At 57.5% G+C, this 24,121-nt stretch carries 23 protein-coding genes and 1 tRNA gene; 10 read left to right on the top strand and 14 right to left on the bottom strand.

Annotated features, from left to right (window positions below; translation table 11 throughout):
• From L7A20_RS11510 to L7A20_RS11480, 7 genes are all read right to left on the bottom strand, one after another.
• Positions 1-244 (bottom strand): hypothetical protein (locus tag L7A20_RS11510; RefSeq protein ID WP_237223628.1); only part of this gene is annotated, 244 nt, incomplete at its 3' end.
• A 22-nt stretch (positions 245-266) separates the two neighbouring features.
• A complete protein-coding gene (locus L7A20_RS11505) occupies positions 267-2,483 on the bottom strand; it encodes an alpha/beta hydrolase (protein WP_237223627.1) in 2,217 nt (738 codons plus the stop codon).
• A 5-nt stretch (positions 2,484-2,488) separates the two neighbouring features.
• Positions 2,489-2,758, bottom strand: a complete 270-nt coding sequence (locus L7A20_RS11500; RefSeq protein ID WP_237197807.1) for a hypothetical protein — start codon at positions 2,756-2,758, stop codon at positions 2,489-2,491.
• A 58-nt stretch (positions 2,759-2,816) separates the two neighbouring features.
• Positions 2,817-3,482: a hypothetical protein gene (locus L7A20_RS11495; protein WP_237223626.1), complete on the bottom strand. Its 666-nt coding sequence runs from the start codon at positions 3,480-3,482 to the stop codon at positions 2,817-2,819.
• Positions 3,482-3,973 carry a hypothetical protein gene (locus L7A20_RS11490; protein ID WP_237223625.1) on the bottom strand — a complete coding sequence of 164 codons (492 nt, stop codon included), beginning with the start codon at positions 3,971-3,973 and terminating at the stop codon, positions 3,482-3,484. Before L7A20_RS11490 ends, L7A20_RS11495 begins: the two co-directional genes overlap by 1 nt.
• 42 nt (positions 3,974-4,015) lie before the next feature.
• The gene (locus tag L7A20_RS11485; protein ID WP_237223624.1) at positions 4,016-5,083 is read right to left on the bottom strand and encodes a hypothetical protein; all 1,068 of its coding nucleotides are present in this window, start codon (positions 5,081-5,083) and stop codon (positions 4,016-4,018) included.
• A gap of 398 nt (positions 5,084-5,481) precedes the next feature.
• Positions 5,482-5,565, bottom strand: a tRNA-Leu gene (locus L7A20_RS11480).
• A 318-nt stretch (positions 5,566-5,883) separates the two neighbouring features.
• On the opposite strand from L7A20_RS11480, the gene L7A20_RS11475 reads away from it, so the two are divergent.
• Genes L7A20_RS11475 through pknB form a run of 7 tightly spaced genes read left to right on the top strand, consistent with a single transcriptional unit; the run spans position 5,884 to position 15,557 of the window.
• Positions 5,884-6,711 carry an FhaA domain-containing protein gene (locus tag L7A20_RS11475; RefSeq protein ID WP_237223623.1) on the top strand — a complete coding sequence of 276 codons (828 nt, stop codon included), beginning with the start codon at positions 5,884-5,886 and terminating at the stop codon, positions 6,709-6,711.
• Between the two features lie 3 nt (positions 6,712-6,714).
• Complete coding sequence (locus L7A20_RS11470; RefSeq protein ID WP_185173720.1) at positions 6,715-7,218, top strand: FHA domain-containing protein FhaB/FipA; 504 nt, start codon at positions 6,715-6,717, stop codon at positions 7,216-7,218.
• Positions 7,219-7,221: 3 nt separating this feature from the next.
• On the top strand, positions 7,222-8,961 hold the full coding sequence (locus L7A20_RS11465) for a PP2C family protein-serine/threonine phosphatase (protein ID WP_237223622.1): 1,740 nt from the start codon (positions 7,222-7,224) through the stop codon (positions 8,959-8,961).
• Positions 8,961-10,412 carry an FtsW/RodA/SpoVE family cell cycle protein gene (locus L7A20_RS11460; RefSeq protein ID WP_237223621.1) on the top strand — a complete coding sequence of 484 codons (1,452 nt, stop codon included), beginning with the start codon at positions 8,961-8,963 and terminating at the stop codon, positions 10,410-10,412. Before L7A20_RS11465 ends, L7A20_RS11460 begins: the two co-directional genes overlap by 1 nt.
• The gene (locus L7A20_RS11455; protein ID WP_237186438.1) at positions 10,405-11,847 is read left to right on the top strand and encodes a peptidoglycan D,D-transpeptidase FtsI family protein; all 1,443 of its coding nucleotides are present in this window, start codon (positions 10,405-10,407) and stop codon (positions 11,845-11,847) included. Before L7A20_RS11460 ends, L7A20_RS11455 begins: the two co-directional genes overlap by 8 nt.
• Positions 11,844-13,565, top strand: coding sequence for a protein kinase domain-containing protein (locus L7A20_RS11450; RefSeq protein WP_237223620.1), 1,722 nt, complete (start codon positions 11,844-11,846; stop codon positions 13,563-13,565). The genes L7A20_RS11455 and L7A20_RS11450 overlap by 4 nt, the downstream gene beginning before the upstream one ends.
• Before the next feature lie 27 nt (positions 13,566-13,592).
• Positions 13,593-15,557 carry a Stk1 family PASTA domain-containing Ser/Thr kinase gene (gene pknB, locus L7A20_RS11445; protein WP_237223619.1) on the top strand — a complete coding sequence of 655 codons (1,965 nt, stop codon included), beginning with the start codon at positions 13,593-13,595 and terminating at the stop codon, positions 15,555-15,557.
• A gap of 85 nt (positions 15,558-15,642) precedes the next feature.
• Here pknB and L7A20_RS11440 read toward each other — a convergent pair whose 3' ends face one another.
• The 3 genes from L7A20_RS11440 to L7A20_RS11430 form a co-directional block, all read right to left on the bottom strand.
• A complete protein-coding gene (locus L7A20_RS11440; protein WP_237186450.1) occupies positions 15,643-16,284 on the bottom strand; it encodes an aminodeoxychorismate/anthranilate synthase component II in 642 nt (213 codons plus the stop codon).
• A 64-nt stretch (positions 16,285-16,348) separates the two neighbouring features.
• Complete coding sequence (locus L7A20_RS11435; RefSeq protein WP_237207696.1) at positions 16,349-16,510, bottom strand: hypothetical protein; 162 nt, start codon at positions 16,508-16,510, stop codon at positions 16,349-16,351.
• A 33-nt stretch (positions 16,511-16,543) separates the two neighbouring features.
• Entirely contained in the window at positions 16,544-17,362 is an 819-nt protein-coding gene (locus L7A20_RS11430) for a class E sortase (protein ID WP_237223618.1), read from the bottom strand.
• A gap of 131 nt (positions 17,363-17,493) precedes the next feature.
• On the opposite strand from L7A20_RS11430, the gene L7A20_RS11425 reads away from it, so the two are divergent.
• Positions 17,494-17,769, top strand: coding sequence for a cell division protein CrgA (locus L7A20_RS11425; protein ID WP_237186461.1), 276 nt, complete (start codon positions 17,494-17,496; stop codon positions 17,767-17,769).
• A gap of 9 nt (positions 17,770-17,778) precedes the next feature.
• On the top strand, positions 17,779-17,964 hold the full coding sequence (locus tag L7A20_RS11420) for a long-chain fatty acid--CoA ligase (protein ID WP_135012635.1): 186 nt from the start codon (positions 17,779-17,781) through the stop codon (positions 17,962-17,964).
• 563 nt (positions 17,965-18,527) lie between these two features.
• Here L7A20_RS11420 and L7A20_RS11415 read toward each other — a convergent pair.
• Both L7A20_RS11415 and L7A20_RS11410 read right to left on the bottom strand, forming a co-directional pair.
• Positions 18,528-19,067 carry a YceI family protein gene (locus L7A20_RS11415; protein ID WP_237223617.1) on the bottom strand — a complete coding sequence of 180 codons (540 nt, stop codon included), beginning with the start codon at positions 19,065-19,067 and terminating at the stop codon, positions 18,528-18,530.
• A 117-nt stretch (positions 19,068-19,184) separates the two neighbouring features.
• Entirely contained in the window at positions 19,185-20,099 is a 915-nt protein-coding gene (locus tag L7A20_RS11410; protein WP_237223616.1) for a LysR family transcriptional regulator ArgP, read from the bottom strand.
• A 70-nt stretch (positions 20,100-20,169) separates the two neighbouring features.
• Between L7A20_RS11410 and L7A20_RS11405 the strand changes: the two genes are divergently transcribed.
• On the top strand, positions 20,170-20,793 hold the full coding sequence (locus L7A20_RS11405) for a LysE/ArgO family amino acid transporter (protein ID WP_237206049.1): 624 nt from the start codon (positions 20,170-20,172) through the stop codon (positions 20,791-20,793).
• On the opposite strand, the gene L7A20_RS11400 is transcribed toward L7A20_RS11405, so the two are convergent.
• Together L7A20_RS11400 and L7A20_RS11395 are read right to left on the bottom strand one after the other, a co-directional pair.
• Positions 20,790-22,367, bottom strand: coding sequence for an ABC transporter ATP-binding protein (locus L7A20_RS11400; RefSeq protein ID WP_237223615.1), 1,578 nt, complete (start codon positions 22,365-22,367; stop codon positions 20,790-20,792). The genes L7A20_RS11405 and L7A20_RS11400 overlap by 4 nt on opposite strands.
• Positions 22,368-22,611: 244 nt before the next feature.
• On the bottom strand, positions 22,612-23,850 hold the full coding sequence (locus L7A20_RS11395) for a hypothetical protein (RefSeq protein ID WP_237197770.1): 1,239 nt from the start codon (positions 23,848-23,850) through the stop codon (positions 22,612-22,614).
• Positions 23,851-24,121: the final 271 nt, after the last annotated feature.

Below are 24,121 nucleotides of genomic sequence, written 5' to 3'. Positions count from 1 at the left end.
CACAGGGAAAAACTGTCACATCAGCCCACGAAGCTTCCTGATATGGAAAAGGCATCGTATTATTCTTCCACCGAAACTTCGCCTCATTCCCATTCGCACTAGCAGCAACAGTTACTGCAGAGTACATCTCTCTAAAAACCTCGTTAGCATCAGGCTCAACCGCCTCATTCTTCTGATTCACAGAACCACATCCTGACAATACAAAAACTAAAACAAACACAACCGACAAAAAAATACGCTTCATCGCGCTACCTCTCTTTCATCCTTTATCCTGGATCGCCATCTTGCACCCTATCCCACTCAATATCATGATCCCGGGCATACGCCTTCAACCTTTCAATATCCTCAGCTGAAGACATACTCTTACGCTCATTAGCAGGTTCATACCCATAAATATCCGGACCCATTTCTTTGACCTTCACATCAGAACGATCAACATAATCAAGCAACGGACCAATCTGATCCCTATGCCCAGTCGTCCACAGCGCTGTCTGATACCGCGAAGAAGTACCTTCCTTGAGATATCCCTCTAATCCATTCTCATCAAACAACCCATGACCATCAGTATCCTGGAAGTACTGGCCACCACGACCGTACCCGCCCTCAGAGCTAATCTCAGTAGCACCATCTAAAGTGTCAGGGTTTTCCTTATTCCACCACTTGATATACCCCAGTGGCGCAGTTGCATCCTCTGAAGCATGGGTATACGCAATATTTTTAGGATCCACTGCCAGATGTTGTTGCCCTGAATTTACTGCCTTCACCAGTTCCTGCGGCAACCCAGCAGAACCCAAAAAGACCGTACTATCAACCTCAGTCTTCATCTCAGTCATCCCCGCAAACGTGGCATCAGTACCGTAAGAATGAGCAACTGTATTCAAACGAATATTCTGCTCTCCTCGCAAGGTATTGAGAGTATCCAAATCTTGCGCATACCGGTGGCCACCTGCATAAGCCTTATCATTATCCAAGACAGTCAGATCCCCATCAAAGGGTCCCTCAGGAGCCTCGTAATTCATCCATGCTACTGTCGCATGTTTTGTTAAGATCTTTTCCCCGTTTTTGTCTTCTTCCGCGTTATCTTGGAATAGACGTTCTTCTTCGTTGTAAAGGGACTTGGTCGCTTCCATATGCCCGTCTAGACTTTCTTGCGCATTTGTATCAATACCATGCGTAAGATAACTGATCGATTCAGCTTCATCAAGATTGCCAACCGAAATCGCAGCTTTCACGTCATCCCAATGATTATCATCAATTCGCGAAGCATTAACCTCGAAAGTAACAATCTGAGCTTCAATACCCTCTGATCTTAAAGACTCGTAATGATCCAACGCGTTCTTAGCGGTATCCCGAACGCCTTGAGAAATCCACAACCCCTCTAAACTCAACGGAATACCACGTGAATCATCAGGACCAGAAGACAAAACACTCAACAAATTCACGTTCGCCTCAGAACGATAGGCATACTGCACACCTTGCGCATTACCCACAAACCCTGGAGCATACTTCATCAACGCCAACCGCTGATCTTCACTCAGCATCCCGTAGCCAGACTGCTGAGCATCCGCAGAACCAGTAATCCGACCCTCTTTATCCATTGTTGGCTCTTTTGCGTTCCACCACTTCTGAACATCCTTAGCCCGCTGTACGTTATCCCCGCCCATAGGATTCGTAGCAAACACCGCATTTTCCGGATGAGCAATAAAATAGGTCTGAATCTGTTCCGCAGTCATCTCAGAGAGCATATTCAACAAAGCCGGCATGTTCTTTTCCGATTGCTTCGCCTCGCTAAATGCTTTGCTCAAAGCAACAGCATCAAACTCGCTAAAACCACTAAACACTTCGTCTGAAGAGCTAAAGGGATTCCCACCCAACGACTTATTCGACGCCTGAGCATAAATACCCTCCACCGACGCCAACTCATACCCATCAACAGCAGAAGCCGACTCCCGGGCATACTCATCCCGAATATCATCCACTACCTTCTGCGCAGCCTCAATATCAGCCTTCGCATCAGCAATCTCACCCTCAAGACCACCACCGCCGAAAAGCCCATGAATCTTCACAGAAATAATCGGATCAGGCGACTTATCCTTAGCAGCCTCAGCCTTAAGCCCATCTATTTTTGTCTGAGCATCATCTTGAGCAGTCTTCGCCGCCTGAGCCTTACGTAAAGCCTCATCAGCACGGGACTGCATATCCTCCAACTTTCGTTGCCAAGACCGAGCGGCATCTGCAGCCTTCTCAAATTCATACGAAATAAGAGAAGCCATAGACGCACCATCAGAGAACGCAGACTCCAGACGGCGGATACTATTTCCCTCCCCGTCGATAGAAGTATGCTGATTCAGCTTCTCCCGGTACCCATCAATATCAGCACTACGCTGAGCCCAAAAATCCTTCACCGCATCCCACGCACCAGGATCACCAGGACACGGATCCCCACCAGTAAGAGGAGACCAATCAGAAGGTCGAGTACTCATATCCTTTATTTCCCTTCTCCTGCACCATCGGCAGCCTTGAACGCATCATAAGCATCCTGGGCGCCATCTTTGGCATGGGTAAATGAGGTCACCGCATCAGAAAGTAGTTTCTTCTCTTGATCTTTGACCGTTGAGGCATGATGCTCTGCCACAGGATCCTCACTGCTGCAGGTAGGGCAGGTAGACCCTGCCAGAGTTTCAAAACCTGATCGAGTGTTTTCAAAAGTGTTGATGAGCTCTTGAAGGAGCCCATAATCAAATCGCAAGTCAGCCACTACCAGCCCCCTACCTTCTTACCCTCAAAGTGTAGATATATAAATATGACGTTAAAAACTAGCCTATCTCAGCAAAGCACTGAGCCCACACATAATGAATCAACATGCTGAAAGACAAGGTATCCTCACCTTCTAAAGCTAAAAGAGGGCTAATCGAACCAGTCTCGATAATATTACTTACCCGCCACAAAAAATTCTGGTGGAAGATAATGTGTAGACCCCCAGGGAGTGCACTACAGGTAACCAGCCACCCACGAGCAGCCTCAGAAAAACCCCTACTCGTGAGTAGCTCAGAAGAAATACTAGACTCATTGTCTTCCGGCATAGCCACTACTGGTAGACCCATCCAGGCAAAAACATGCTGTAAAGCATTCTCATGAGTCGTACGGGAAAAAAGGAATGTATCCCCTGCTATGCCACTCGCCCCAATAAGTTTTGAGCACACAATACTCTCCTCCTGCCCTATATAAAGGCGAAGGAAATTTTCATCTACAGCGTGAAGATGGCTGACAGAAAACTCAGCGTCAGCTGAACGAATTATCTGAACGACGCGTTCTCCGTCTTTCGTCCACTTGCCCTGAGTATCTATAAAACCGGACTCTATAAGTTCTTTCTGCACCTCATCAAAAGTAGTCAAATCTTGCGCGTTAGCATCACTTAGCCAATCCAATACGCTTACAGGAAGAAGCAGGGTCTGTTCAAAATCATTATTTGCTAAAATCATTACTTCTGCTTTTGGTAAAAAGGATAATGGTATAGCCGTTGGGCAGGAGAGAAAGTCTTAATTACATGGTGAGTCAATGACAGCCCTGTATCCATCAGCGCTAAGGGAACTGTGATTGTCACAGTAGTAGCAATATCTTGATAGAAAGAAAAAAGTTGAAAACAAGCTAAAGGTGTTTTATTTACTATTTTGGAATGAACAGCTACTTCAACTTCTTCCTTCTCCGTCGAATAGAGACGTCTGCCCAAGAGAACAAAATTATGGGCTGAATACTCTTGCGCTATGGCTTGAACTTGACTATCAACATAATCCCCAAGTACTTGTACTTCAATTGGAGGTTTCTCAACCGTCACTACGATATTTGCCCCAGCTAAATTTCCTTGTGATGCTTGAGCAACTAGAGCCAAAGACTCCTGTGCGCCCACTTCAACAGCCCAATCGTCAGGAAGATTCAATATCGTTCCGCTAGTAGGCTCCAAATACGTAGTCATTTCTTCTCTTTCAACGTCTTAAATCAAGGAAAGTGCTTTCCCCTATCGAGTTGCCTGCCTCGAATAATACTCCACCTCACTACGAACACCCACCACCTGATCCTCGACTATGGACACCTCACCTTCAAAACGTTTACGCACCAAGGAACCGAACGACAAGGGCAACCACCTCTTCTTCCCCAGAGCCTTGACCAAACCCTGAGGCCTCTTGCTCTTTACTCTATTCCACCAGCTATCCTCAGACACAAACACAAAGGACTCACCAGATACAGGGTCAGCCTCACCTATCACCATGCGCAACTGACCTGACTCAAGAACGCTGATCTGCACATCATCCACAGAAACGTTAGCAAAGGACACCACCCAGCTATGACGTCGCACATAATCCTCACCCGGTACCTGCACGAAACTTAAAAGGTTCTTATCCACAAACATCTCAACGGTGCGTGTACGGGTTGGTTCAAGATTTGGCTCTTGTTCAAAGTACATGGACTTGCGATAGTGAAGCTCTTGCGCTGATAGATACTGGGTGGGCACTTGACCAGTGAAAGTGAAAGGGCCGGTGATGGTTCCTCTGAGGGTGTAGCGGTGAGTGGGGTTAGAAGGGACGAAGTGGTGGTAGAGCTTGAAGCTAGTGTGGGTGTTGGTGAAGGCTGAGAGCTCGATGGCGTAGGGTTGGTTGGTTTTGCGGATGTTGGTGATAGGTTCTGTGGGTGGTGCTGTGGGGGTGGGGATGCGGTAGAGGCGGGTGGCGTGGATGTGGTGGTGTTTTGTGTGGCGGGTCCAGGCGTAGAGGGTGTGGTGGGTTTCTTTCCACCAGCGGGGGCGGGGGCCGATGAAGGGGGCAGTGGTGAAGGAGGCTGCGCCCCAGGTCAACACCAGCCACCCCAGAGACCCAATACCTGCTAAACCTACGAATAAGACTAGCGGGTTCTCGTTGCCGAGATAGTTCATCATGACTGATGAAATAAACGTTATTGAGAAGAAGAGTCCGCTGGCACCAAGAATGAATAGGTAGAGGTCCATCCAGAAGGGGTCTTTGGTGAGGGCGTAGGTGCGGTTTTTGCCTGCGCCGAGGAGAGCCCAGCCACCAAGACCAATAAGGCTCAAGCCAATCCAACCAACATGTGCTGATGTTATTTCGAAAGGTACCACGGTGTATTTATCCTTTTATTCCTTGATATATGTTGCCGAAGAAGTCAGCCATGCCGTCATCCACGTTCAATTTCTTAGCGGCTTCTTCCCCTGCCCAGCCCCCTATCACCCTACCGGCTACCTCATAGCCTGCTGGCCAAGAAGTACTACTTGATACCTAGAATGCCATCTTAAATAGTTTGTACCGTGCCCTGCCCGTTCTTGATACTAAAAACGGGCAGGGCACGGTACATTGTGGAGAAAAGGACGCCTGTACCCGACTGCTGGGCAAACGAGTATCACGGGGCCATTTTCGGGCACGAAAAACCCGCTCCCTCTAGCTCTCACTAAGGGAAACGGGTTTTTCTTCACCGTGCGCAAGGGGGGACTTGAACCCCCACGATCTTGCGATCACTGGCACCTGAAGCCAGCGCGTCTGCCAATTCCGCCACTTGCGCATTATTCATTTTTTTACCGTTGCTGAATGAGCAACGAAGATAACTATACACACACCCCCAAGAAGATGTCCAACCGCTCTTAAGTGTCCTCAACCACACACAAGCCTATAAGGCACCCAAAACCGGCGCGCGGGCGTCCGCGCACCACCCTCAAACCCGTGAGATAGCAGGGCTTTACCAGGTTTTCCCGGGGAGTTTTTACGGTTATCCACTAGACTAGAAGCTTAGGCTGTGCGCACACCCTGCGCAGCGAATCAGCTCGAGCACCCGCGGAACACGGCGCGGTGCGCCCGTAGTTTTGTGTTGAAGGAGGCAAGCATGGGGTTCATCGACAGACTTGAACAGGGCCTAGAAAAGGCCGTGCGTGGCACCTTCAGCAAGGGCGGCACTTTTGAGCCGGTAGATATTGCCAACCGGCTCCGCACCGAGATGGACAATAAGGCTTTCTCCGTCTCGTCCGGGCGCACGATCGCCCCCAACAACTTCACCGCCGAGTTCTCAGCCAGCGACTTTTCACGAGCCCAGCAGTGGGGTGTACCCCTGGCGGAAGAACTCTGTGACGTGGTCATCCGCCACGCCCGCGACCAGGGCTACTCCCTGCGCGGGGCGGTGCGCGTGACTTTCTCGCTCAATAACGAGCTTGAACCGGGCAGCTTCGACGTCACCAGCGCAGTCAAGAAGATGCAGGCTCCGCAGGACGAGGCCGCCCCGGCCCCTGCCCCTCAGGCAGCACCCGCCCGCCCGGCGTCCGCCCAGCAGCAGCTGCCCACGCGCATCACCCGCCCGGCAGCGCCACCGCGCACCGAGCCGGTGCCCGCCCACCAGCTACCGCAGTCTCACCGCCCCACTCCCACCCCCCAGGTGGTGCTCGACATCAACGGCGAGCGCGTTGTGGTGCGCGATTTGCCGGTCACTCTGGGGCGTGGCTCCAACGCAGATATCACCGTTGAAGATACGGGTGTCTCACGCCGCCACCTCGATATTGTGGAGCAAGATGGCACCTACCTGGCGGTTGATCTGGGGTCCACGAACGGTTCTTACCTCGACGGTAAGCGCCTGCACGGCCGGGCTGAGCTGCGTAACGGTTCTGTGATTGAGATGGGCCGGGCCCGTATTGTTTTCCGTCTGATGGTTCGTAAGGGGTAGCTTGTGGCATCTGAAATTACCGTGACGGTTTTGCGTTTTGCCTTTTTGGGCCTGCTGTGGCTGTTTATTTTTATGGTTCTTGCCGCGTCGCGCCGCGACCTGGGTGTGGGGCGTAATATCCGCACTGCGCGGGCTCAGTTTGAGGACGCCGCTGTTGATGCGCCGGTTGCTCCTGCGACTCCCGCCCACCCGGCGCCGGCGGCTGCCCCTCCGGCGCGTCCGTCTCTGCTGACGATTGTGGACGGTACCCAGGCCGGGGCTACCATGCGCCTGGGCGATAGCCCGGTGACGATTGGCCGCGCCACCGATATTGAGGTGTCTTTGCAGGACGACTACGCTTCGGGCCGTCATGCCCGTCTTTTCCCGCAGGGGTCACGCTGGTTCCTTGAAGATATGGGGTCAACCAACGGTACTTTTGTGGGTGATACCCGCCTGACCCGTGCTACTCCGATTGAGGCTGGCCAGCTCTTTAGGGTTGGCCGTACCACCATGCAGCTGAAAGCCTAGTGCATGAGTATCGCTTTCCGTTTTGCGGCCCGCTCCGATGTGGGGCGAGTGCGCTCGAAGAACGATGACTCGGGGTATGCGGGCCACTACCTGGCGGTGGTTGCCGACGGCATGGGCGGGCATGTGGGCGGCGACGTCGCGTCGGCCACCACGGTGCTTGATCTGACCCCTCTTGACCGGGCAGGTTTTGAGGGTAATGCCGGGGTGTACCTGGCTGATGAGATCGTGAATGCCAATATCATCATGAATGAGCTGGTGGCGCTGAACCCGCGTTTGGCGGGTATGGGTACCACCTGCACGGCTCTGCTGATTGATGGCGACCGTATTGAGATGGCCCATATTGGTGACTCGCGCGCCTACCGCCTGCGTGACGGCGTGTTTGAGCAGGTCACCACCGACCACACCTTTGTGCAGCGCCTGCTGCAAGAGGGGCGTATTAGCCCCGAGGAAGCTGAGGCCCACCCGCACAAGAACGTGATTATGCGCGTCTTGGGCGATGTTGATGCCTCCCCCGAGCTTGAACTTCGCACCCTGGACGCCGTGGTGGGCGAAAAGTGGGTGCTGAGCTCTGACGGCCTGGACGCCGTGGTGCAGGTAGCTGAGATTGAGGCGGTCATGCGCTCCACCGGCGACCTGCAGCAGGTGGTCGACATTCTGACCAACATGACCTTAGAACGCGGCGCCCCCGATAACGTGACCGTGGTGGCCCTGCAGGTCATTAGCGAGGATTCCCTATCTGCGGCGATTACCGCCCCGCAGCCGATTATTCCGGTGCGTAAGTACGGTAAGGACGGCGAGCTGGTGGGGGTTTACCCCACCGTGGAGCAGGAGGCCGCTGAGCCCGCCTCCAGCGACAGTGAGGCAGAGGGGGCGGACGCCGCCGAGCCGGTAGACGAGGACGGCGAGCACCGCGCCCCCTGGCGCCGCCGCATGCCCCAGCACGCCAAGATGCGCAACGCCCTGCGCCACGGCAAGTGGCGCGGCGAGTCCTTCACCGACGGCGTGCTCAACACCATGACGGTTAAGGCCGGGGTGGACGCCGCCACCGCCACCACCGGTGACGGTGAGGACGAGCCGACCCCGGCGTCCGTCCTTCGCCAGGAGCTCTCGGAGCGCCCCCACGACCTGGTGGGAGCTGCCGTTAACGCAACCCAGACCGGCATGATTCCGGCGGTGACAGCCCGCACGGCCCAGAACATCAGCACTCTTTCGCAGCAGCAGGCCACCCAGACCCTGGAACCCGCTGAGCTGCCCGAGGAATACCGGGTTGCCCTGAGCAACGAGGTGGCACCGTCGCCCCACCGCTGGCCCATGCGGGTCTTCGTGGTGACCCTGACCCTGGCGGTTCTCGCAGCGAGCGCCTGGAGCTTCTTCTCGTGGACTAAAACCCAGTACTACGTGGGTGTTAAGGACGACCACGTGACGGTATTCAACGGCATCAACCAGTCCCTGGGGCCGGTGAGCCTGAACAGTGTGGTGGAAGAGACCGATATTGAGGTCAGCTCCCTACCGGAGTTCTCCCAGTCGCTTCTGCGCAGCACTATCACCGCCACGAGCCAGGACGAGGCTGAGCAGATTGTGCAGAACCTGCGCGACCAGCTACCGGCTACGGTCACGCCGGGAACCGTCACCACGGCGGAGCCCACCCCGAGTGCCTCTGCCAGTGCCTCGGGTGAGCCGAGCCCGGCGTCCGAAACCAGCCCAACACCCGATACCAGCACAACTACCCAGGGAGGTAACTAGTGAGCGCTTCATCTGCCGCACCTGCGGTTGAGCTGCCCCGCTCCCGCCGACTGACCGAACTGGTACTCACCGTGCTCGCGGTGTTGCTCTGCCCCGCCGCCATGTACCTGGTAGACCCCGAAGCGGCCCTGGAAAACCGCATGTGGGTACAGGCTCTTACCGTTCAGGGTGTGGGCGCCCTGGTACTGCATGCCGTTATGTACATGCGGGCCCGCTACGCCGACCCCTTTATCCTGCCGATTGCGGTGGCTCTCAACGGGCTGGGTCTAGCCATGATCTACCGTATCGACCTGACCACCACCGCTAACGCGGGGGCGGCCCAGCTCATGTGGACCGGCGTAGCCATGATTGCTTCAGCCGTGGTGCTCTTCTTCCTGCGCGACCACCGGGTCCTGCGGAAAGTCACCTATATCTCTCTGGCTGCCTCGATTGTGCTGCTCCTGTTGCCGCTGCTACCGGTCATCGGTACCGAAATTAACGGTGCCCGCATCTGGATTTCACTCGGCGGCCGCACCTTCCAGCCCGGTGAAGTCGCCAAGATTACCCTGGCCATCTTCTTCGCCGGTTACCTCTCAACCCACCGCGACCTGATCATGCTGGCCGGTAAGCGTATCGGCCCGGTACGCCTGCCCCGCTTCAAAGACCTGGCCCCCATGTTTATCGCCTGGTTTGTCTCGCTGGCGGTGCTGGTTTTCCAGCGCGATTTGGGCTCGGCTATCCTCTTCTTCGGCATCTTCCTGGCCATGCTCTTCCTGGCAACCGGAAGCCTCACCTGGGTTGCCCTGGGCCTGCTCTTTGTAGCTGCCGGCGGCGTGCTGGCCTACAACTACATCTCTCACGTCTACTACCGCATCAACTCCTGGGTGCACGCTTTTGACCCCGAAATCTACAACCAGCCCCTGGGTGGCTCGGGTCAGATTGTGCAGGGCCTCTTTGGCTTGGCCTCTGGCGGCCTGTTCGGACGCGGCTGGGGCAACGGACGGCCCGACCTCGTCTCGTATTCCAATTCAGACATGATTATCACCGCCCTCGGTGAAGAGCTGGGCCTGCTGGGTCTGGGGGCGATTCTTATGCTCTTCCTGCTGCTGGTCTCCCGCGGTTTCCGTGCGGCCCTGGGTACCCGTGATGCCTTCGGCAAGCTCCTGGCAGCCGGCTTCTCAGCCCTGATCGTGATTCAGCTCTTCGTGGTAGTTGGCGGCGTGACCCGCCTGATTCCCCTGACCGGTCTGACCACCCCCTTCATGTCGGCAGGCGGTTCCTCCCTGCTCTCGAACTGGGTCATCGTAGCCATCCTGCTCGCGATTTCTCACACCGCCCGTGCCCCGCACGTGGTAGAAGAGTTCGACGAGGCAGACAGCATCGACTACGAGGGCTACGAGCCCGAGGGCGCCACGTCCGTCATTTCTAGAATTACCGAAACCAACCGTTCAGGAGGTGCTCGCGGTGAATAAAGCTATCCGCCGGGCATGGATCGCTGCGGCCTGCGTCTTCGTGATGCTGCTGGGCACCCTGACCTATATCCAATTCTTTGACGCTAAAAACCTGCAGGCCAACGCCTGGAACTCCCGCACCCTCTACGAAAGCTACGGCTCCCAGCGCGGGTCCATTGTGGTTGACGGCGTAGAAATCGCCTCGTCCGTAGAGTCGAACGACGGCTACGCCTTCCAGCGCACCTACTCCCAGCCCGAGCTCTACGCGGGGCTCACCGGCTACTTCTCGTCCATCTACGGGGCAACCGGCCTGGAAGCTGCCATGAACGACCAGCTCTCGGGCAACTCCGACGCCCAGTTCTACGACCGCCTGGCCCAGATGTTCACCGGCAACACCGCCCAGGGGGCCAGCGTTGAGCTGACCATCGACAGCGAGCTCCAGCAGCTGGCCTACGACCTGCTGGACGGCCACAAGGGCTCTATCGTGGCCCTCAACCCCAAGACTGGCGAAATCCTGGCTATGGTGTCCACCCCCTCCTACGACCCCAACACCCTCTCGTCCCACAACGCCGAGTCGGTGCTGGCCCAGTACGCGGCCCTCAATGAGGACGCCAACCACCCGCTCTACAACCGCGCTATCGCGGGCGACACCTACGCCCCCGGCTCACCCTTCAAAATTATTGACGCCGTAGCCGCCCTCGAATCGGGTAAATACAATGCAGACTCGGTGATCCCCAACCCGCAGAACCTGACCCTGCCGAACACCACCGTCACCCTGCCCAACTACACCGGCAGCCAGTGCTCAACCCGCACGTCCGCCACCATCGAGTGGGCCCTGGCGCAGTCCTGCAACACCCCCTTTGCCCAAATTGCTATGGACCTGGGCGAAGAAACCATCGCCCAGACCGCAAGCAACTTTGGCTACGGGCAAGGCCTCCAGATTCCCCTGACCGTGTCACAGTCGGTCTTCCCGACCAACATGGAAGACAGCCAGCTAGCACAGGCGTCTATTGGTCAGTACGATGTGAAGACCACCCCTTTGCAGGTTGCCATGATGAGCGCAGCTATCGCGAACGACGGTGTGCAGATGAAACCCAACCTGATTAGGTCGGTTAAGTCTCACAACCTCAGCTCGCTGTATGAGTTCTCAGCTGAGGAGCTACGACGCTCCACCTCAGCCGATATCGCTAACCAGGTAACAGAGTGGATGGTAAACGGCGTGAGCAACGGTATCGCCTCGGGCGCCGCAGTGAGCGGGGTCCAGGTGGCCGGTAAGACCGGTACCGCTGAAATTGGGGACACGGGGTTGAATAACTCCTGGTTCACCGGTTTCGCTCCGGCTGACGACCCGCAGGTAGCTATCGCGGTAGTCTATGAAGGTGTAGACGTCACAACAGGGGCGCAGCTTGCTGCTCCCGCAGGTAAACAACTTTTTGAGGCGGTGTTGAACAAGTGAGGCCTTCGGTAGATGTGACTCTTGGTGGTCGCTACACCCTGACCGAGCGTATCGCGATTGGCGGTATGGGCGAGGTCTGGAAGGCGCGCGATAAGGTCTTGGGCCGTACCGTCGCCGTAAAGATTCTGAAAGAGGAATATACGGGCGACCCCGGCTTCCTGGAGCGTTTCCGCGCCGAGGCCCGCCACACCGCCCTGCTCAACCACCCCGGCGTCGCCAACGTCTTTGACTACGGTGAAGAGGACGGCTCTGCCTACCTGGTCATGGAGCTCGTGCCCGGGGAGCCGCTGTCTAACATCATTGAGCGCGACAAGCAGCTACCTGCTGACCGCATTCTCAACATCATGGCGCAGACCGCCCGCGCCCTGGCAGCCGCCCACGCCCAGGGTCTCGTGCACCGCGACGTGAAGCCCGGCAACCTGATTATCACTCCGGACGAGCGGGTAAAGGTCACCGACTTCGGTATCGCCCGCCTGGCCGACCAGGTCCCCCTCACCGCCACCGGCCAGGTTATGGGTACCGCCCAGTACCTGGCGCCTGAGCAGGCAACCGGCCAGCAGGCCACCCCCTCCTCAGACATGTATTCCCTGGGCATCATCGGCTACGAGTGCCTAGCGGGTAAGCGCCCCTTTACCGGCGAGTCCCAGATTGCTATTGCCCTGGCCCAGGTTAACGACCCGCCGCCGGCTCTACCCAAGGACGTCCCCGCCCCCGCAGCAGCGCTCATCATGTGCCTGCTCTCCAAGGACCCGGCGGACCGCCCCGAGACCGCCACCGCGCTGGCGTCCGCTATCGACGCCATCCGCCGCCGCGACATCCCGGCCGCCATCAAGGCTGTACCGCCCCTGGGCAAGTTCCTGCCCCAGGGGGCAGATACCCAGGCCACCCAGGTCATGACGGCTCCCACCGCCGTGGCTCCCGCAGCGGCCCGGTTTGGCTCAGGAGCCCACTACGAACCCGAGCCCACCACCGCCCGTGTACCCAGTGCCCCGGTCGCTGCCGCCTACCCGGCAGCCGAGCCCCCGGCAAAGAAGAAGAGCCCCTGGGGCTGGGTGTCCCTGGTGCTTGCCCTGCTCCTCATTGCCGCGGTCGTCTGGTTTGTACTAGCTGGTAGCAACCGCTCCAGCACCACCGGCGACAGCACCCCCACCGCCTCGGGTACCGTCTCAACCGTCAGCGTCTCACCCATACCCAGTGCCAGCGAAACCAGTACCGAGAAAACCCGGGTAGAGATTGACTCAGCCTCCTTCGAGGGCCGACCCCTCGATGAAGTCGTCAACGAACTCACCGCCATGGGCTTCTCAACCCGCACCACCGGCGTCACCTCCGACTCCGCGGTAGACACCGTGCTCTCCGTTTCACCTACCGGTAGCGTAGAAGTGGGCGAAACCATTACCGTGCAGTACTCCACCGGCCCCAAATCAGTGACCCTACCCAGTAATCTGGAGGGTACAGACTCTGAAGAGGCCATCAACGCGATTACCGCCCTGGGCGTGAACGTGCAGATTCACTTTGAAGAAAGCAGCAGTGCCCGCGAAGGCACCGTGCTCCGCACCAGCCCCACCTCGGGGTCCCGCGTTGAGGTAGGGAGCAGCGTAGACGTCTACGTAGCCAAGGCCCCCGCAGCCAGTGCATCCGCATCGCCGAGCGCCTCAGCATCACAGTCAACCACCGGCTCCGAATCAGCCTCACCGAGTGCTGATTCAACCGGCAACTAAACTCCACCGGAAATGATGGGTGAATACATGGACCAGCAGGTTCCTGAAACTATCGATCAGCGCTACGAGGTAGGGGCCGTTATCGGCTCCGGCGCCATGGCGACCGTCTACGAGGCGGTTGATACACGCCTGGGGCGCAAGGTTGCGCTCAAGGTTCTACGGACTGAGCATGCTCAGGACGTCATCTTCCGCGCCCGTTTTCAGCGCGAGGCAGAGGCCGTCGCGGCCCTCAACCACCGCTCTATCGTGGGTGTCTACGACACCGGCTCCTTCGATATTCAGGTAGGTAGCTCTGAGGTCTCTGTGCCCTTCATGGTCATGGAGCTGGTTCAGGGCACCACCCTGCGCGACGCTATGTCTCGCGGCGAGGTCGACCAGGCCCAGGCCCTAGCCTACGGTGTGCAGATTCTTGAGGCTCTCGATTACAGCCACAGCGCAGGTATCGTGCACCGCGATATCAAGCCCGCCAACGTCATGATTCTGCCCCAGACAGCAGAGGACCGTGAGCTGGGCGAGCCCGGTCAGATTAAGGTCATGGACTTCGGCATTGCCCGCGCCGCCGAAGAAGCCGGTAATGCCCTGACCAAGGCCAACACCGTCATGGGCACCGCCCGCTACATCTCCCCCGAACAGGCCCGCGGCGAGACCGTCGATGCCCGCAGCGATGTTTACTCAGCTGCCTGCGTGGTGTACGAGATGCTGGCGGGGCGTTCACCGTTTGATGCCCCCACCAACGTAGAACTGGCTGGTAAGCACCTGAGTGAGACCCCTCAGCCTCCCAGCGCTTTCGCCTCAGAAGAAGTCTCCCCTGCTCTCGATGCCGCTGTGCTCAAGGGCCTGGCCAAGAACCCTGCCAGCCGTTACCAGAGCGCCGGCGAATTCGCGTCCGCCCTCAAAGATGCCCAAAGCGGCATACTTACCGGTAGCGACCAGGACCCCACCGAAGCAACCACCGCTTTCGGTGCAGCTGCCCTGGGCGCAGGCGCCGCAGCAGGCACTGTTGCCGCCACTCCGCGCGAAACCGAAGAAGCCGGCATTGGCAGCTTCTTCGACAACGCCCAGTCTGAATACACCGACGAAGAACTCTACGGTTACGGCTACGGCCAGGACCCTGCTAAGGCCCGCAAAAAGCGCCGCCGCAGCGCCTGGAGCAAGGCTCTCACCACTATGCTCATCCTCCTGCTGGCAGCTTTCGGTGTAGGCTCTGTGCTCTACTACCAGGCCAAGCTCAACGAGGTTCCCGTGCACGTGGTTCCTGCGGTTCAGGGTCTCACCAAGGAAGAGGCTGAAACCCAGCTGCGTAACCTGAACTTCGCGCTCAAGTTCGAAGAAGAGCACTCCGACACCATCCCCAAGGGTTCAGTTATCAAGACCTCCCCCGTGACCGGCCTCGAAGCTGAAGAGGGCAGTGAGATCGTTGTGACGGTATCGTCCGGCCCGGCTGTACTGACCGTACCTGCCAACCTTGAGGGCCAGAGTGAACAGTACGTGCGTGAGACTCTCACGAACGCTGGCTTCGTACCCGGCCGCACCACCACCGTCAACAGCCCCACCATCCCCGCGGGCATGGTTGTTGGTGTAACCCCCGGCTCCGGTGAACAGGCCGATGCCGGCGCGACCATCGATATCATTCTCTCCAACGGTAAGGTTGAGGTCCCCAGCCTGGTCGGCCTGAGCCGCGATGCCGCTATCGCAGCACTGACCGCATCAGATACCCTGCTGAGCACCAATATCGAAACCGTCACCACCACCGCCCAGCCCGCTGGCACCGTTATCTCACAGAGTGCCACTGCCGGAACCCTGATTGAGCAGGGTTCAACCGTGACTATTCGCGTGGCGGTTGCCCCTGTAGCGACCAGCGCCCCCAGCGCGGCAGCTACTACCGCACCGAGTGCAGCGGCTACGGCCCAGGCCACCCAGCCTGCCGCTACGGCCACTGCCCAGGCAACCCCGAGCGCAGCAGCGAGCGCAAGCGGTAACAACAACGGCTAGGTCGTGCTCAACCTATAAGAAAGCCGCCCTCCCCACGTGGGGAGGGCGGCTTTCTTATAGGGGTTTTTGGGCTATCAAGCTGGTGTTAGGCTGCCGGTTCAATGAGGGGAGAGAGGGTCGCGCCCAGGGCTGCGGCCCCTTCTAGGCCTACTTCTTCGAGCCAGTTGCCGAGCATGAGGTAGCCACCTTCTGTAAGTACCGATTCGGGGTGGAACTGTACACCGTGCAGGGGGGCGGTAACGTGGCGCAGACCCATGATGATGCCGTTATCGGTGCTGGAAGTAACCTCTAGCTCAGCAGGCAGGGTGGCAGGTTCAACGGCGAGGGAGTGGTAGCGGGTGGCGGTGAAGGGGCTGGGCAGGCCCTTGAATACGGACTGGCCTGTGTGCACCAGCTGGGATGTCTTACCGTGCATGAGCTCGGGGGCGTGACCCACTACCCCGCCGAAGGCTTCGGCGAGGGCCTGGTGGCCCAGGCAGACGCCGAGCAGGGGCTTGTTAGCAGTCTTGGCCCATTTGATGACGTCGATAATGACGCCCGCCTCGGCAGGGTTGCCGGGGCCGGGCGAGACGAGCACGCCGTCGTGCTCCTGGGCGAGGGCGATGGTCTCGTCAAGAGTCAGTTCGTCGTTACGGATAACGGTGGTTTCAGCGCCGAGCTGCTGGATGTAACCGACCAGAGTAAAGACGAAGCTGTCGTAGTTATCGATGACGAGGATTTTGGTCATGGCACCTGCCCTTTCGTGATGGTGTCTTGATTCTATCGCACGGGGTGGGGCGGGCGTCCGGTGCTTATTGCTCTATGGTCACGTCGGTGTTGAAGGGGCTGTATTCGGCGAAGTGGGGGAAGACGTATTCCATGAGCAGGTAGACGGCGGCAGCTATGAGAGCAATGGCGATGATGATGCGCAGCCACAGGGGGCCGGGTAGGTGGCGGAAAATCCAGGTGTACATGGGGTTCCTTGGGGTGGACGGCGGTGGTTGGCTTTAGCCGGCGATGGCGGCGATTTCTTCGGGGGCACCGGCTTCAGCTGGCTGCCAGCTGACGAATTCGGCGTGAACTATGTAGCGTTCGGTATCGCCGTAGCGGGGGTGGCAGCTGGTGAGGGTGAGTAGGCGGCGGTCTGCGTCGGCGAGGGGCGCTTCGGGCTGGTCGGGGTTAGGGGCGATGACCTCTATCTGGGTAGGGAGCACAATCTTGTGCTCGTAGACCCGGTAGGTGTAGTAGCCCTCGGCGGTGCGCACGTAGATGTTGTCGCCGTTTTGGAGCAGGTCGATGTTATCGAGCACTGCACCGTTGGTTTGGCGGTGACCTGCCAGGGCGAAGTTGCCGTATTCACCGGGCATCTGGCTGCTGGGGTAGCGCCCCAGGCCCAGAGTGTCGAGCACGTCGGTACCTACGCCTTCGGCGAGGGGCCGGGCGTAGTTTTGGCCCAGGCGGGGAATGTAGACCACGCCGTAGGCCTGCCCGTAGGCAGGCGGGGTGGCAACCGGTGGGTTGGCGGGGTCGTAGTCGGGTACGACGTTTTCGGACGCCGCCCCCTCGGTCTTCTCCCCCTGGCCGGTGGTAGCAGGGCCGGGGCGTCCGCTGCCGCTGTTGAATTCTTGGATGAGACTGTCGACGGCCTGCTGCTGGGTGCGGTTGGCGTCGATGTTGGTCCACCAGAGCTGCCAGGCGACGAACAGGAGCAAGATAAGGCCCGCCGTAATCAGAAGTTCACCGACGATTTGGATAACCCATTGCAGGGGGGTGCGGCTAGCAGGGGGACGCGCGCGGCGGCTAGCGGTGGGGGCTGCTGTGGTCACATCTCACCTCGGCGTGGGACGGTTGCGGGGGACTGTTTAATGTTAGAACTTTTTCAGGTGGTACGGTTAAAATCGTCTCTGACCGTATATTTTGTAAACTGCCGGGAGCGTGCTCCCCTACTGGAGGAAAAGTGGCTGAGTCGAAGTCTATTCGTGACGAGGATTTTGAAGAGGCGGAGCTGCGCCGCGTTGCTGAGTCGATGTACAGCGACGATGACTTCCCGTCGCCGACCCCCCTCTGGTATCGCGTGATTATGTTCGCCATGATTGTGATTGGCGTACTGTGGATCATTACCTTCTACATTTCCCAGTCGGTGTACCCGATTCCGGGTATCGGTAACTGGAATATCGGTATCGGCATTGGCTTCATGATGGTGGGTCTGGTTATGACCACCCGCTGGCGCTAGGGTGCCGCTGTGGCTGAGAAGAAACCTGAGACAACCAACCCCTCGAACCTAGCGCCGGTTGATCCGAACGAGACGCTGGAGCAGCGCGCCGATATTCGTGCCGCCCGGTTTGAGACCAAGCTGCGCCGGTGGGCGCTGTTTGGTGTAGTTGCCGCTGTGGCTATTTATTTTGTGTGGCAGGCGGTGGCGGGCTAGGGCCCTGCCCCAGCGGCGGAGAAGGTAGCCGGAGAGTAACCCCATACATATAGCGTATAGGGCATATAGACAAGCCAGAGGTAGAAGATACGAGACAAGACGGGTGACGTGAACGGCATGAGCAACTGGGGTGAGAGCGAGCACCGGCATCATCAGAGGCACCATTAAAACGCTCGCTGTATCTTCAGAATATTTCTGTAGGTGCCCACCCACCCCCTGGATAAGGGCCGCACCCAGTAGGGGAATTACCACCACTGACAGGGCGGCTGCCAGTTGCGGCAGCGCCTGCCAGAGGGTGCTAGAAGAAAGTTGAGAGCCAGTAGGGTTTTAGTAAAACCGGTGAGCGCCCCGGGTTCCAAAAGGCCGCGGAGCGGAATCGAAAGGAAAGTGGCTAGGAGCGTCCTTTCCCTTAAAGCAACCTGCCCTCCCCTACTGTAAGGCAGGGAAGGGCAGGGCTACACAACACCTATCAGCTCGAGTTCAGCTGATTTTGCACCTTGGCTTGGGCATATGCCTCAAGCAGTGTGCTTTATCTCGTCAGCGTTCTCACGCTGGGAGTCTGATTACGCTTCGGGAGCGGTGAAGGCTACATCGAGGTTGATGACGACCTTATCTGAGACCAGCACGCCACCGGCTTCAACTGCGGCGTTCCAGGTGATGCCGAAGTCCTTGCGGGAGATGGTTGCTGAGACAGATGCGCCGGCGCGGGTAACACCGAAGGCGTCAACGACTGCACCGGTGAATTCGCCGGTGAAGGTGACGGGGCGGGCTTCGCCCTTGATGGTGAGGTTGCCTGCGATGGTCAGGTCTTCGCCGTCGAGCTCAAAGGAGGTTGATTCGAAGGTCATGGTGGCGTGGGCGTCTGCATCGAAGAAGTCTGCGCTGCGCAGGTGGCCGTCGCGATCAGCGTTATTGGTGTTAACAGATGCGATCTGTGCGGTTGCCTTGATGGTGGAGTCTGCGATGTTGTCAGCGATGACGAGCTGGGCGTCGACCTGTTCGAAGGTGCCGCGCACCTTGGTAATGCCTGCGTGGCGGACGGTGAAGCCTACCTCTGAGTGTGCTGAGTCGTAGTTCCAGGTGCCTGCGGTGAGTTCTGCCATGATTATGCCTTTCAAACGGTACGGTTTGTTTTCAACAGTTATTACTTTACAAGTAAAGTTTTACTCGTGCAAGCTGTGCGGTAAAAAATTTTACAAAGAAAATTTTAGCCGGCGGGGCTATCGCAGAACCCCTTCACCCGCAGCTGCCGCGTACACCCGTTCGCTCAGCCGGGCGAGCACGGGGGAGCTGATGTTCCAGTGCTGCCAGTAAAGTGGCACATCAACCGGCTGGGGGGCGAGCTCCACCAGGTCGCCGGAGGCAAGGGCGTCAAGGGCCTGTACCTCCGGCAGAATACCCCAGGCGATACCACCCAGGACGGCCCGCGCGTAGTCGGGTGAGCTGGGCAGGTAGATGGTGGGCGAGCTTTGCCAGGAGTCAGGTTCCACCGCGAAGCGGTCGAGCAGCAGGCCCCGGGCGGACGCGAGCCCGAAGTCCTTTCGGTCAAACTCCACCACCGGCGCAAGTGCCAGCTGCTCAGCGGTGACCTGCGGGTAGGCGGGGAAGTAGCGCGCCAGGTAGTTGCGGGAGGCAACCACGCGGTAGCGAATATCGCCCAGCTTCTCAACGGAGCAACCGGCGATAGGTTCGGGGCGCGATGTCAGGGCAGCCATCACCTCGCCCGACCGCAGCAGGGCGGACGAGTGGTACTCGGCTTCTCGGCGCACGTCACAGAAGATACGGTCGCGGGCGGCCAGCTCTGCAACGGCCGAGAGGAACCAGGTGGCCAGGGAGTCGGCGTTGACGGCCACAGCTACGCTCTGCCCCTCTTCGCTACCGCCGAGTTCACGCTCCATTTCTGCGTGCAGGAATTCGCTTTGCCGGGCAATACGCAGGACGCTTTGCCCCGACTCGGTGGGAGCCACCGGGTTAGTGCGCTTGAGGAGCACCCGCCCGGCCAGCTGTTCCATTGCCTTGACGCGTTGCGAGATGGCAGAGGCGCTGACGCCCAAAATATCGGCGGCTGCGTCGAAGGTGCCGTATTCAATGACGGTGACGAAGGTTTGGAGCTGGTCGGTCGTAAAGCGCATCATAAGAACATCTTATGCTATTGAAGTTTCATTAGATAGCTTTATGAATGCTGGTCACCTACGATAGATTCTCGTGACTATCGCAGAAATCCTCCCCCACGTACTCTTTGGCATCGGCACCTCGCTCTCACTCATTGTGGCTATCGGTGCCCAGAACGCCTACGTGCTCAAGCAGGGCATCATCGGCAAGTTTATCTGGCCCATTGCCATCTTCTGCATTCTTTCTGATGCCCTGCTCATCGGCCTAGGAGTGCTGGGAATCGGGTCCCTGGTGGACTCAGCCGCCTGGGTACTAGAGATTCTGCGCTGGGGTGGCGGAGCCTTCCTCGTCATCTACGGTGCCATGGCCGCGAAACGTGCCCTACGGCCGTCCGCCATGACGGTCACCAGCGAAGACTCCGGGCCGCAGACCCTGGGTAAGGCCCTGCTGATTGCTGCTGCCATGACCTACCTCAATCCCCACACCTATCTCGACACCTTTGTGCTCATTGGTGGCATTGCGGCGCAGCAGGGCGACTACCGCTGGCTTTTCTACGCGGGCACGGTCACAGGTAGTGCCATCTGGTTTACCCTCCTGGCCTCATGCAGCCGCTTCCTGCGTCCTGTCTTCGCCAGCCCCCGTGCCTGGCGCGTGCTGGACGCCGGCATCGCCGCCCTCATGTTCTTCCTGGCCTACAAGGTCATGTTCGGACACTAAGGCACCTGCCCGATCTGTAGGTAGGTATCTGAGGGCTCAGTAGGGGCATCAGCGTCGTGGGTGACCACGACAACCAGATTATATTCAGCTATCTGCCGTATCTGCTGCCAGACAGCAGCACGGTCTCCAGAACCGATACCCGTGGTAGGCTCATCGAGCACGACAAGAGAATCTTGGGGGCCAAGCAGGGTACGGACGAGCGCCACCCGCCTTGCTTCTCCGCCAGACAGGGCGTTTCCCTCTCCGGCTACAGCATCACTAGACCTCCTGCCAGCCCGGGTGAAGTCTGGGAGTCCTAACTCTCTGAGCATACGGTCTATATCTTCACCAGGTAGGGCACGATCTGCCTGAATCACCTGATAGGCAGTATCAAAAATCAGATTAGTACTCTGGGGCAAATACCGCACAGTCGAAAAAGTATCCAGTGGCACTACTTCAGCATCAGCAACTGCGCGGAACCCTAGCAAGGCTTCAAGCAAACTGGTCTTGCCGGACCCGCTTTCTCCACATAGCCAGATAATTCCCCGCCTACGAGTAGCTACCAACTGACAAAGCTGACCTATCTCGATAGCTTCTTGCCCTAATTGCACCCCCTTCCCTTGTACCGCTCGCGATGCCTCTTCCTGCTTAGCCATAGCCACACCCAGCGAAGATAGGCCGAACCCTATATCCTGCACAGTTTGAATAGAGTAAAGAGCCACTCCAATGAGAGCTACAAGACCGGAAATCACCATGTCCATTTCCTGGCCTTTATTAAGAGCTGCGTAGACACCCATAAGAACGGCTAGAAGTAAGGCTAGGAACAGGGTCTGCCCCAAATATAGGTTGCGCGTAGCTCGGTAGGACTGCACCCCGGCTTTTTCTACCACAATACGGCTTTTCTGATAGTTGCGACGTGTCTGACCATGTAGCCCAAAAATAGCGACTTCCCGCCAATAGGCCACATAGTTGCTGAGCACTCCAAAGTTTTTGAGAGCAGATGCATAGAAAGCCCCCTGTACCTGCTGATGACGTCTAATAAGGGGCATACTCAGGACTATAAAGAGCACGAGGCTCAGGACATAAAGGATGCCTACCGGCCAGCCGCCGACAAAACTCAGGGCTATAGCTCCACTAGCAAGGACGCTCACTGCTGGCAGAAAAGCGAGAAGAAGGGTTCCTAATACCTCACGGAATGCACTCATATGACCGTCAATAGCGTAGGCCAGTTCTCCATCATCCTGCCGCGCACGAGCCGGACGTGAAGAACAATAAGTATGATTCAATGCCTCCAGAGCTATCTCAGTTTGAGCAGCCTGCTCGAGAGCTCCATAGAGCGGATAAACCACGTAGGTAAGCCCTCGGGATAAAAGCCAGAGCAGGCTGTAGCCCATAATCAGTACAACCAAAGAGACAGGTTCAGAACCATCGAGAACCCAGATAAGGGCCACTCCGGGCATGGCAGAAACTACTACCCCTAGTGCTGGAGATAGCGCTAAAGAGATTACTACTATCCAGGCATGCAAAGGGTTTACAGTATAAAACCGAGAAAAAGTAACAACGGAAAATCGAGAAAAAGAAATTAAAGTTTTCATTTTTACCTTCAAGACAACAAGCCGCCGCATATGGCGGCTTTAAAGAATCATGCTGTGTCTCTTTAGAAAGGCCTGCGCCATGGCACACTTACCCTCCCGCTTATCTCTATAAGCGAGTTGGTAGGATGGCGTCGAGCCTGAAGGCAAAAAATTATACGGTCATCGTTGACTTTCTGTATCTAGGAGAAAGCTAATCGACAAGCCTCCTCGTAGAGTCCATTCTGACAAACCTCCAGAGAAAAGGTCAACACCTTCTACTGCCGTGACGGGCCCGGTAGATATTTCGCACCATCACCGTGCGCCGCACCTGGCCGATGGCAGGCTCCAAGAACTCCTCCGCGTAGCGGGAATCCGTGCTAGTCTGCGCAGCAAAGTTAAGAGCAGCAAAAGCCCCCAACACCATCGACACCTTCACTAGAACGTCCGTAAACGGGAACTGCACACCCAACAGGGTCACCTTAGAGGCCTCAAAACCCAGCCAGCTCGTAATGGTGGCATCAGGGATAGCGATCGTGCCAAACCAAACAAAAAACAGGAAAACGACCCCGGCAAAAAGTACAGCCTGAATCATCTGCACCACAATCGGAAGAAGTACCAGGTTATTCCACTCGCCCCACCTAAAATCAGCCGGGCGGCCCAAGCCCGCAGCGGGCAAATTTTCAAGCTCATGACGCCACCTGTCCCCAGCCTGTAGAGCAGCACCCGCGTACTCGGCGTCCGTAAACTCCTCCACCTTATCCCCTTTACGGGCACCCAGCAGCCGGCGGGTCTTCTCGGTTACTGTAGACGAAACAACCAGAAAGCTCAGCACCGTCAGGATAGCCACAACCTGCAGAGTACGCTGCATACTCAAAGCCGCAGCCACACGCCAGATATCGCCGTTCACAAAAAAGAAGAGCACGGCAATCATAAGCACCGGCAGCACCTTGACCACCATGCTTGAAAGGGCAGCTAGCTCCTTCACAACCTGCCGAAGCGCCCAGTAGCACAGGGAATCCAAGCCCAGGTAAACAGCTAGGAGCGTAGCTCCCAAGATCCAGAGCACATCACCGGCAGCAAAGGCGTCAGCAACATCTGCCAGCCCTATCCAGCGGGCAGTCTGCGGCAGCATGGAGAAAGCCGCTAGAGGCAGAAGCAGCGCACCAATTAGGGTTTGGCGCCAGAAGGGCAGGGGCTCTAGTAAGCGCGATACCGCCCAGGGTACAACCAGAAGCAGAAGGGGCGGCACGAGGGCTAGGGCAATGAAGATGGGCGTCAGGACGCTGTCTGGCACGTCTACCGGCACGCCTCCGTCCTGCGCTTCCACATCAAGCTGGGCTAGGCCCCACAGCAGAGCAAGATAGGTGAAGGAGGAAACTATAAGCCAGGCAGAAAGCGGGGCGGAACGGGCGAGAGTCCATCTCGCACGCTCTCGCGCAGGGATAACCAGCGGGGCCCCGGCAGCTCTGAACCAGGTGTGTGCTTCTTGCTCGGTGAGTGTCATACTCTGATTCTACGGGCTAAGCTGGAGGGGTATTTTTAACCGCACAGTATATAAAATATTTGTTCTATTTTTATAAAAAGCAGTTTTTGGGCACAAAAAAGCGAGGGGTTCTAGAGCGTTAGCTCTAGAACCCCTCGCTGATTCAACCCAAGGGTTGTTATCTCAAAACCATACAGTGGACGCAAACAACAAACAAACTCAGTCATAAAAGTGTAAGCCTTCGGACTATTAGTACCAGTCAACTCCACGGGCATTCCCCGCGTCCATACCT

Source organism: Rothia nasimurium, assembly GCF_928381415.1.
Taxonomy (GTDB): Bacteria; Actinomycetota; Actinomycetes; order Actinomycetales; family Micrococcaceae; genus Rothia; species Rothia nasimurium_H.
This window is presented reverse-complemented; position numbering and strand designations above follow the sequence as displayed.

Coding starts and splice junctions, on each gene's coding strand:
- L7A20_RS11410 (WP_237223616.1), bottom strand. CDS start 20,099: ATGATGCGCTTTACGACCGACCAGCTCCAAACCTTCGTCACCGTCATT.
- L7A20_RS11400 (WP_237223615.1), bottom strand. CDS start 22,367: ATGAAAACTTTAATTTCTTTTTCTCGATTTTCCGTTGTTACTTTTTCT.
- L7A20_RS11475 (WP_237223623.1), top strand. CDS start 5,884: ATGGGGTTCATCGACAGACTTGAACAGGGCCTAGAAAAGGCCGTGCGT.
- L7A20_RS11395 (WP_237197770.1), bottom strand. CDS start 23,850: ATGACACTCACCGAGCAAGAAGCACACACCTGGTTCAGAGCTGCCGGG.
- L7A20_RS11435 (WP_237207696.1), bottom strand. CDS start 16,510: ATGTACACCTGGATTTTCCGCCACCTACCCGGCCCCCTGTGGCTGCGC.
- L7A20_RS11465 (WP_237223622.1), top strand. CDS start 7,222: ATGAGTATCGCTTTCCGTTTTGCGGCCCGCTCCGATGTGGGGCGAGTG.
- L7A20_RS11415 (WP_237223617.1), bottom strand. CDS start 19,067: ATGGCAGAACTCACCGCAGGCACCTGGAACTACGACTCAGCACACTCA.
- L7A20_RS11505 (WP_237223627.1), bottom strand. CDS start 2,483: ATGAGTACTCGACCTTCTGATTGGTCTCCTCTTACTGGTGGGGATCCG.
- L7A20_RS11495 (WP_237223626.1), bottom strand. CDS start 3,482: ATGATTTTAGCAAATAATGATTTTGAACAGACCCTGCTTCTTCCTGTA.
- pknB (WP_237223619.1), top strand. CDS start 13,593: ATGGACCAGCAGGTTCCTGAAACTATCGATCAGCGCTACGAGGTAGGG.
- L7A20_RS11490 (WP_237223625.1), bottom strand. CDS start 3,973: ATGACTACGTATTTGGAGCCTACTAGCGGAACGATATTGAATCTTCCT.
- L7A20_RS11440 (WP_237186450.1), bottom strand. CDS start 16,284: ATGACCAAAATCCTCGTCATCGATAACTACGACAGCTTCGTCTTTACT.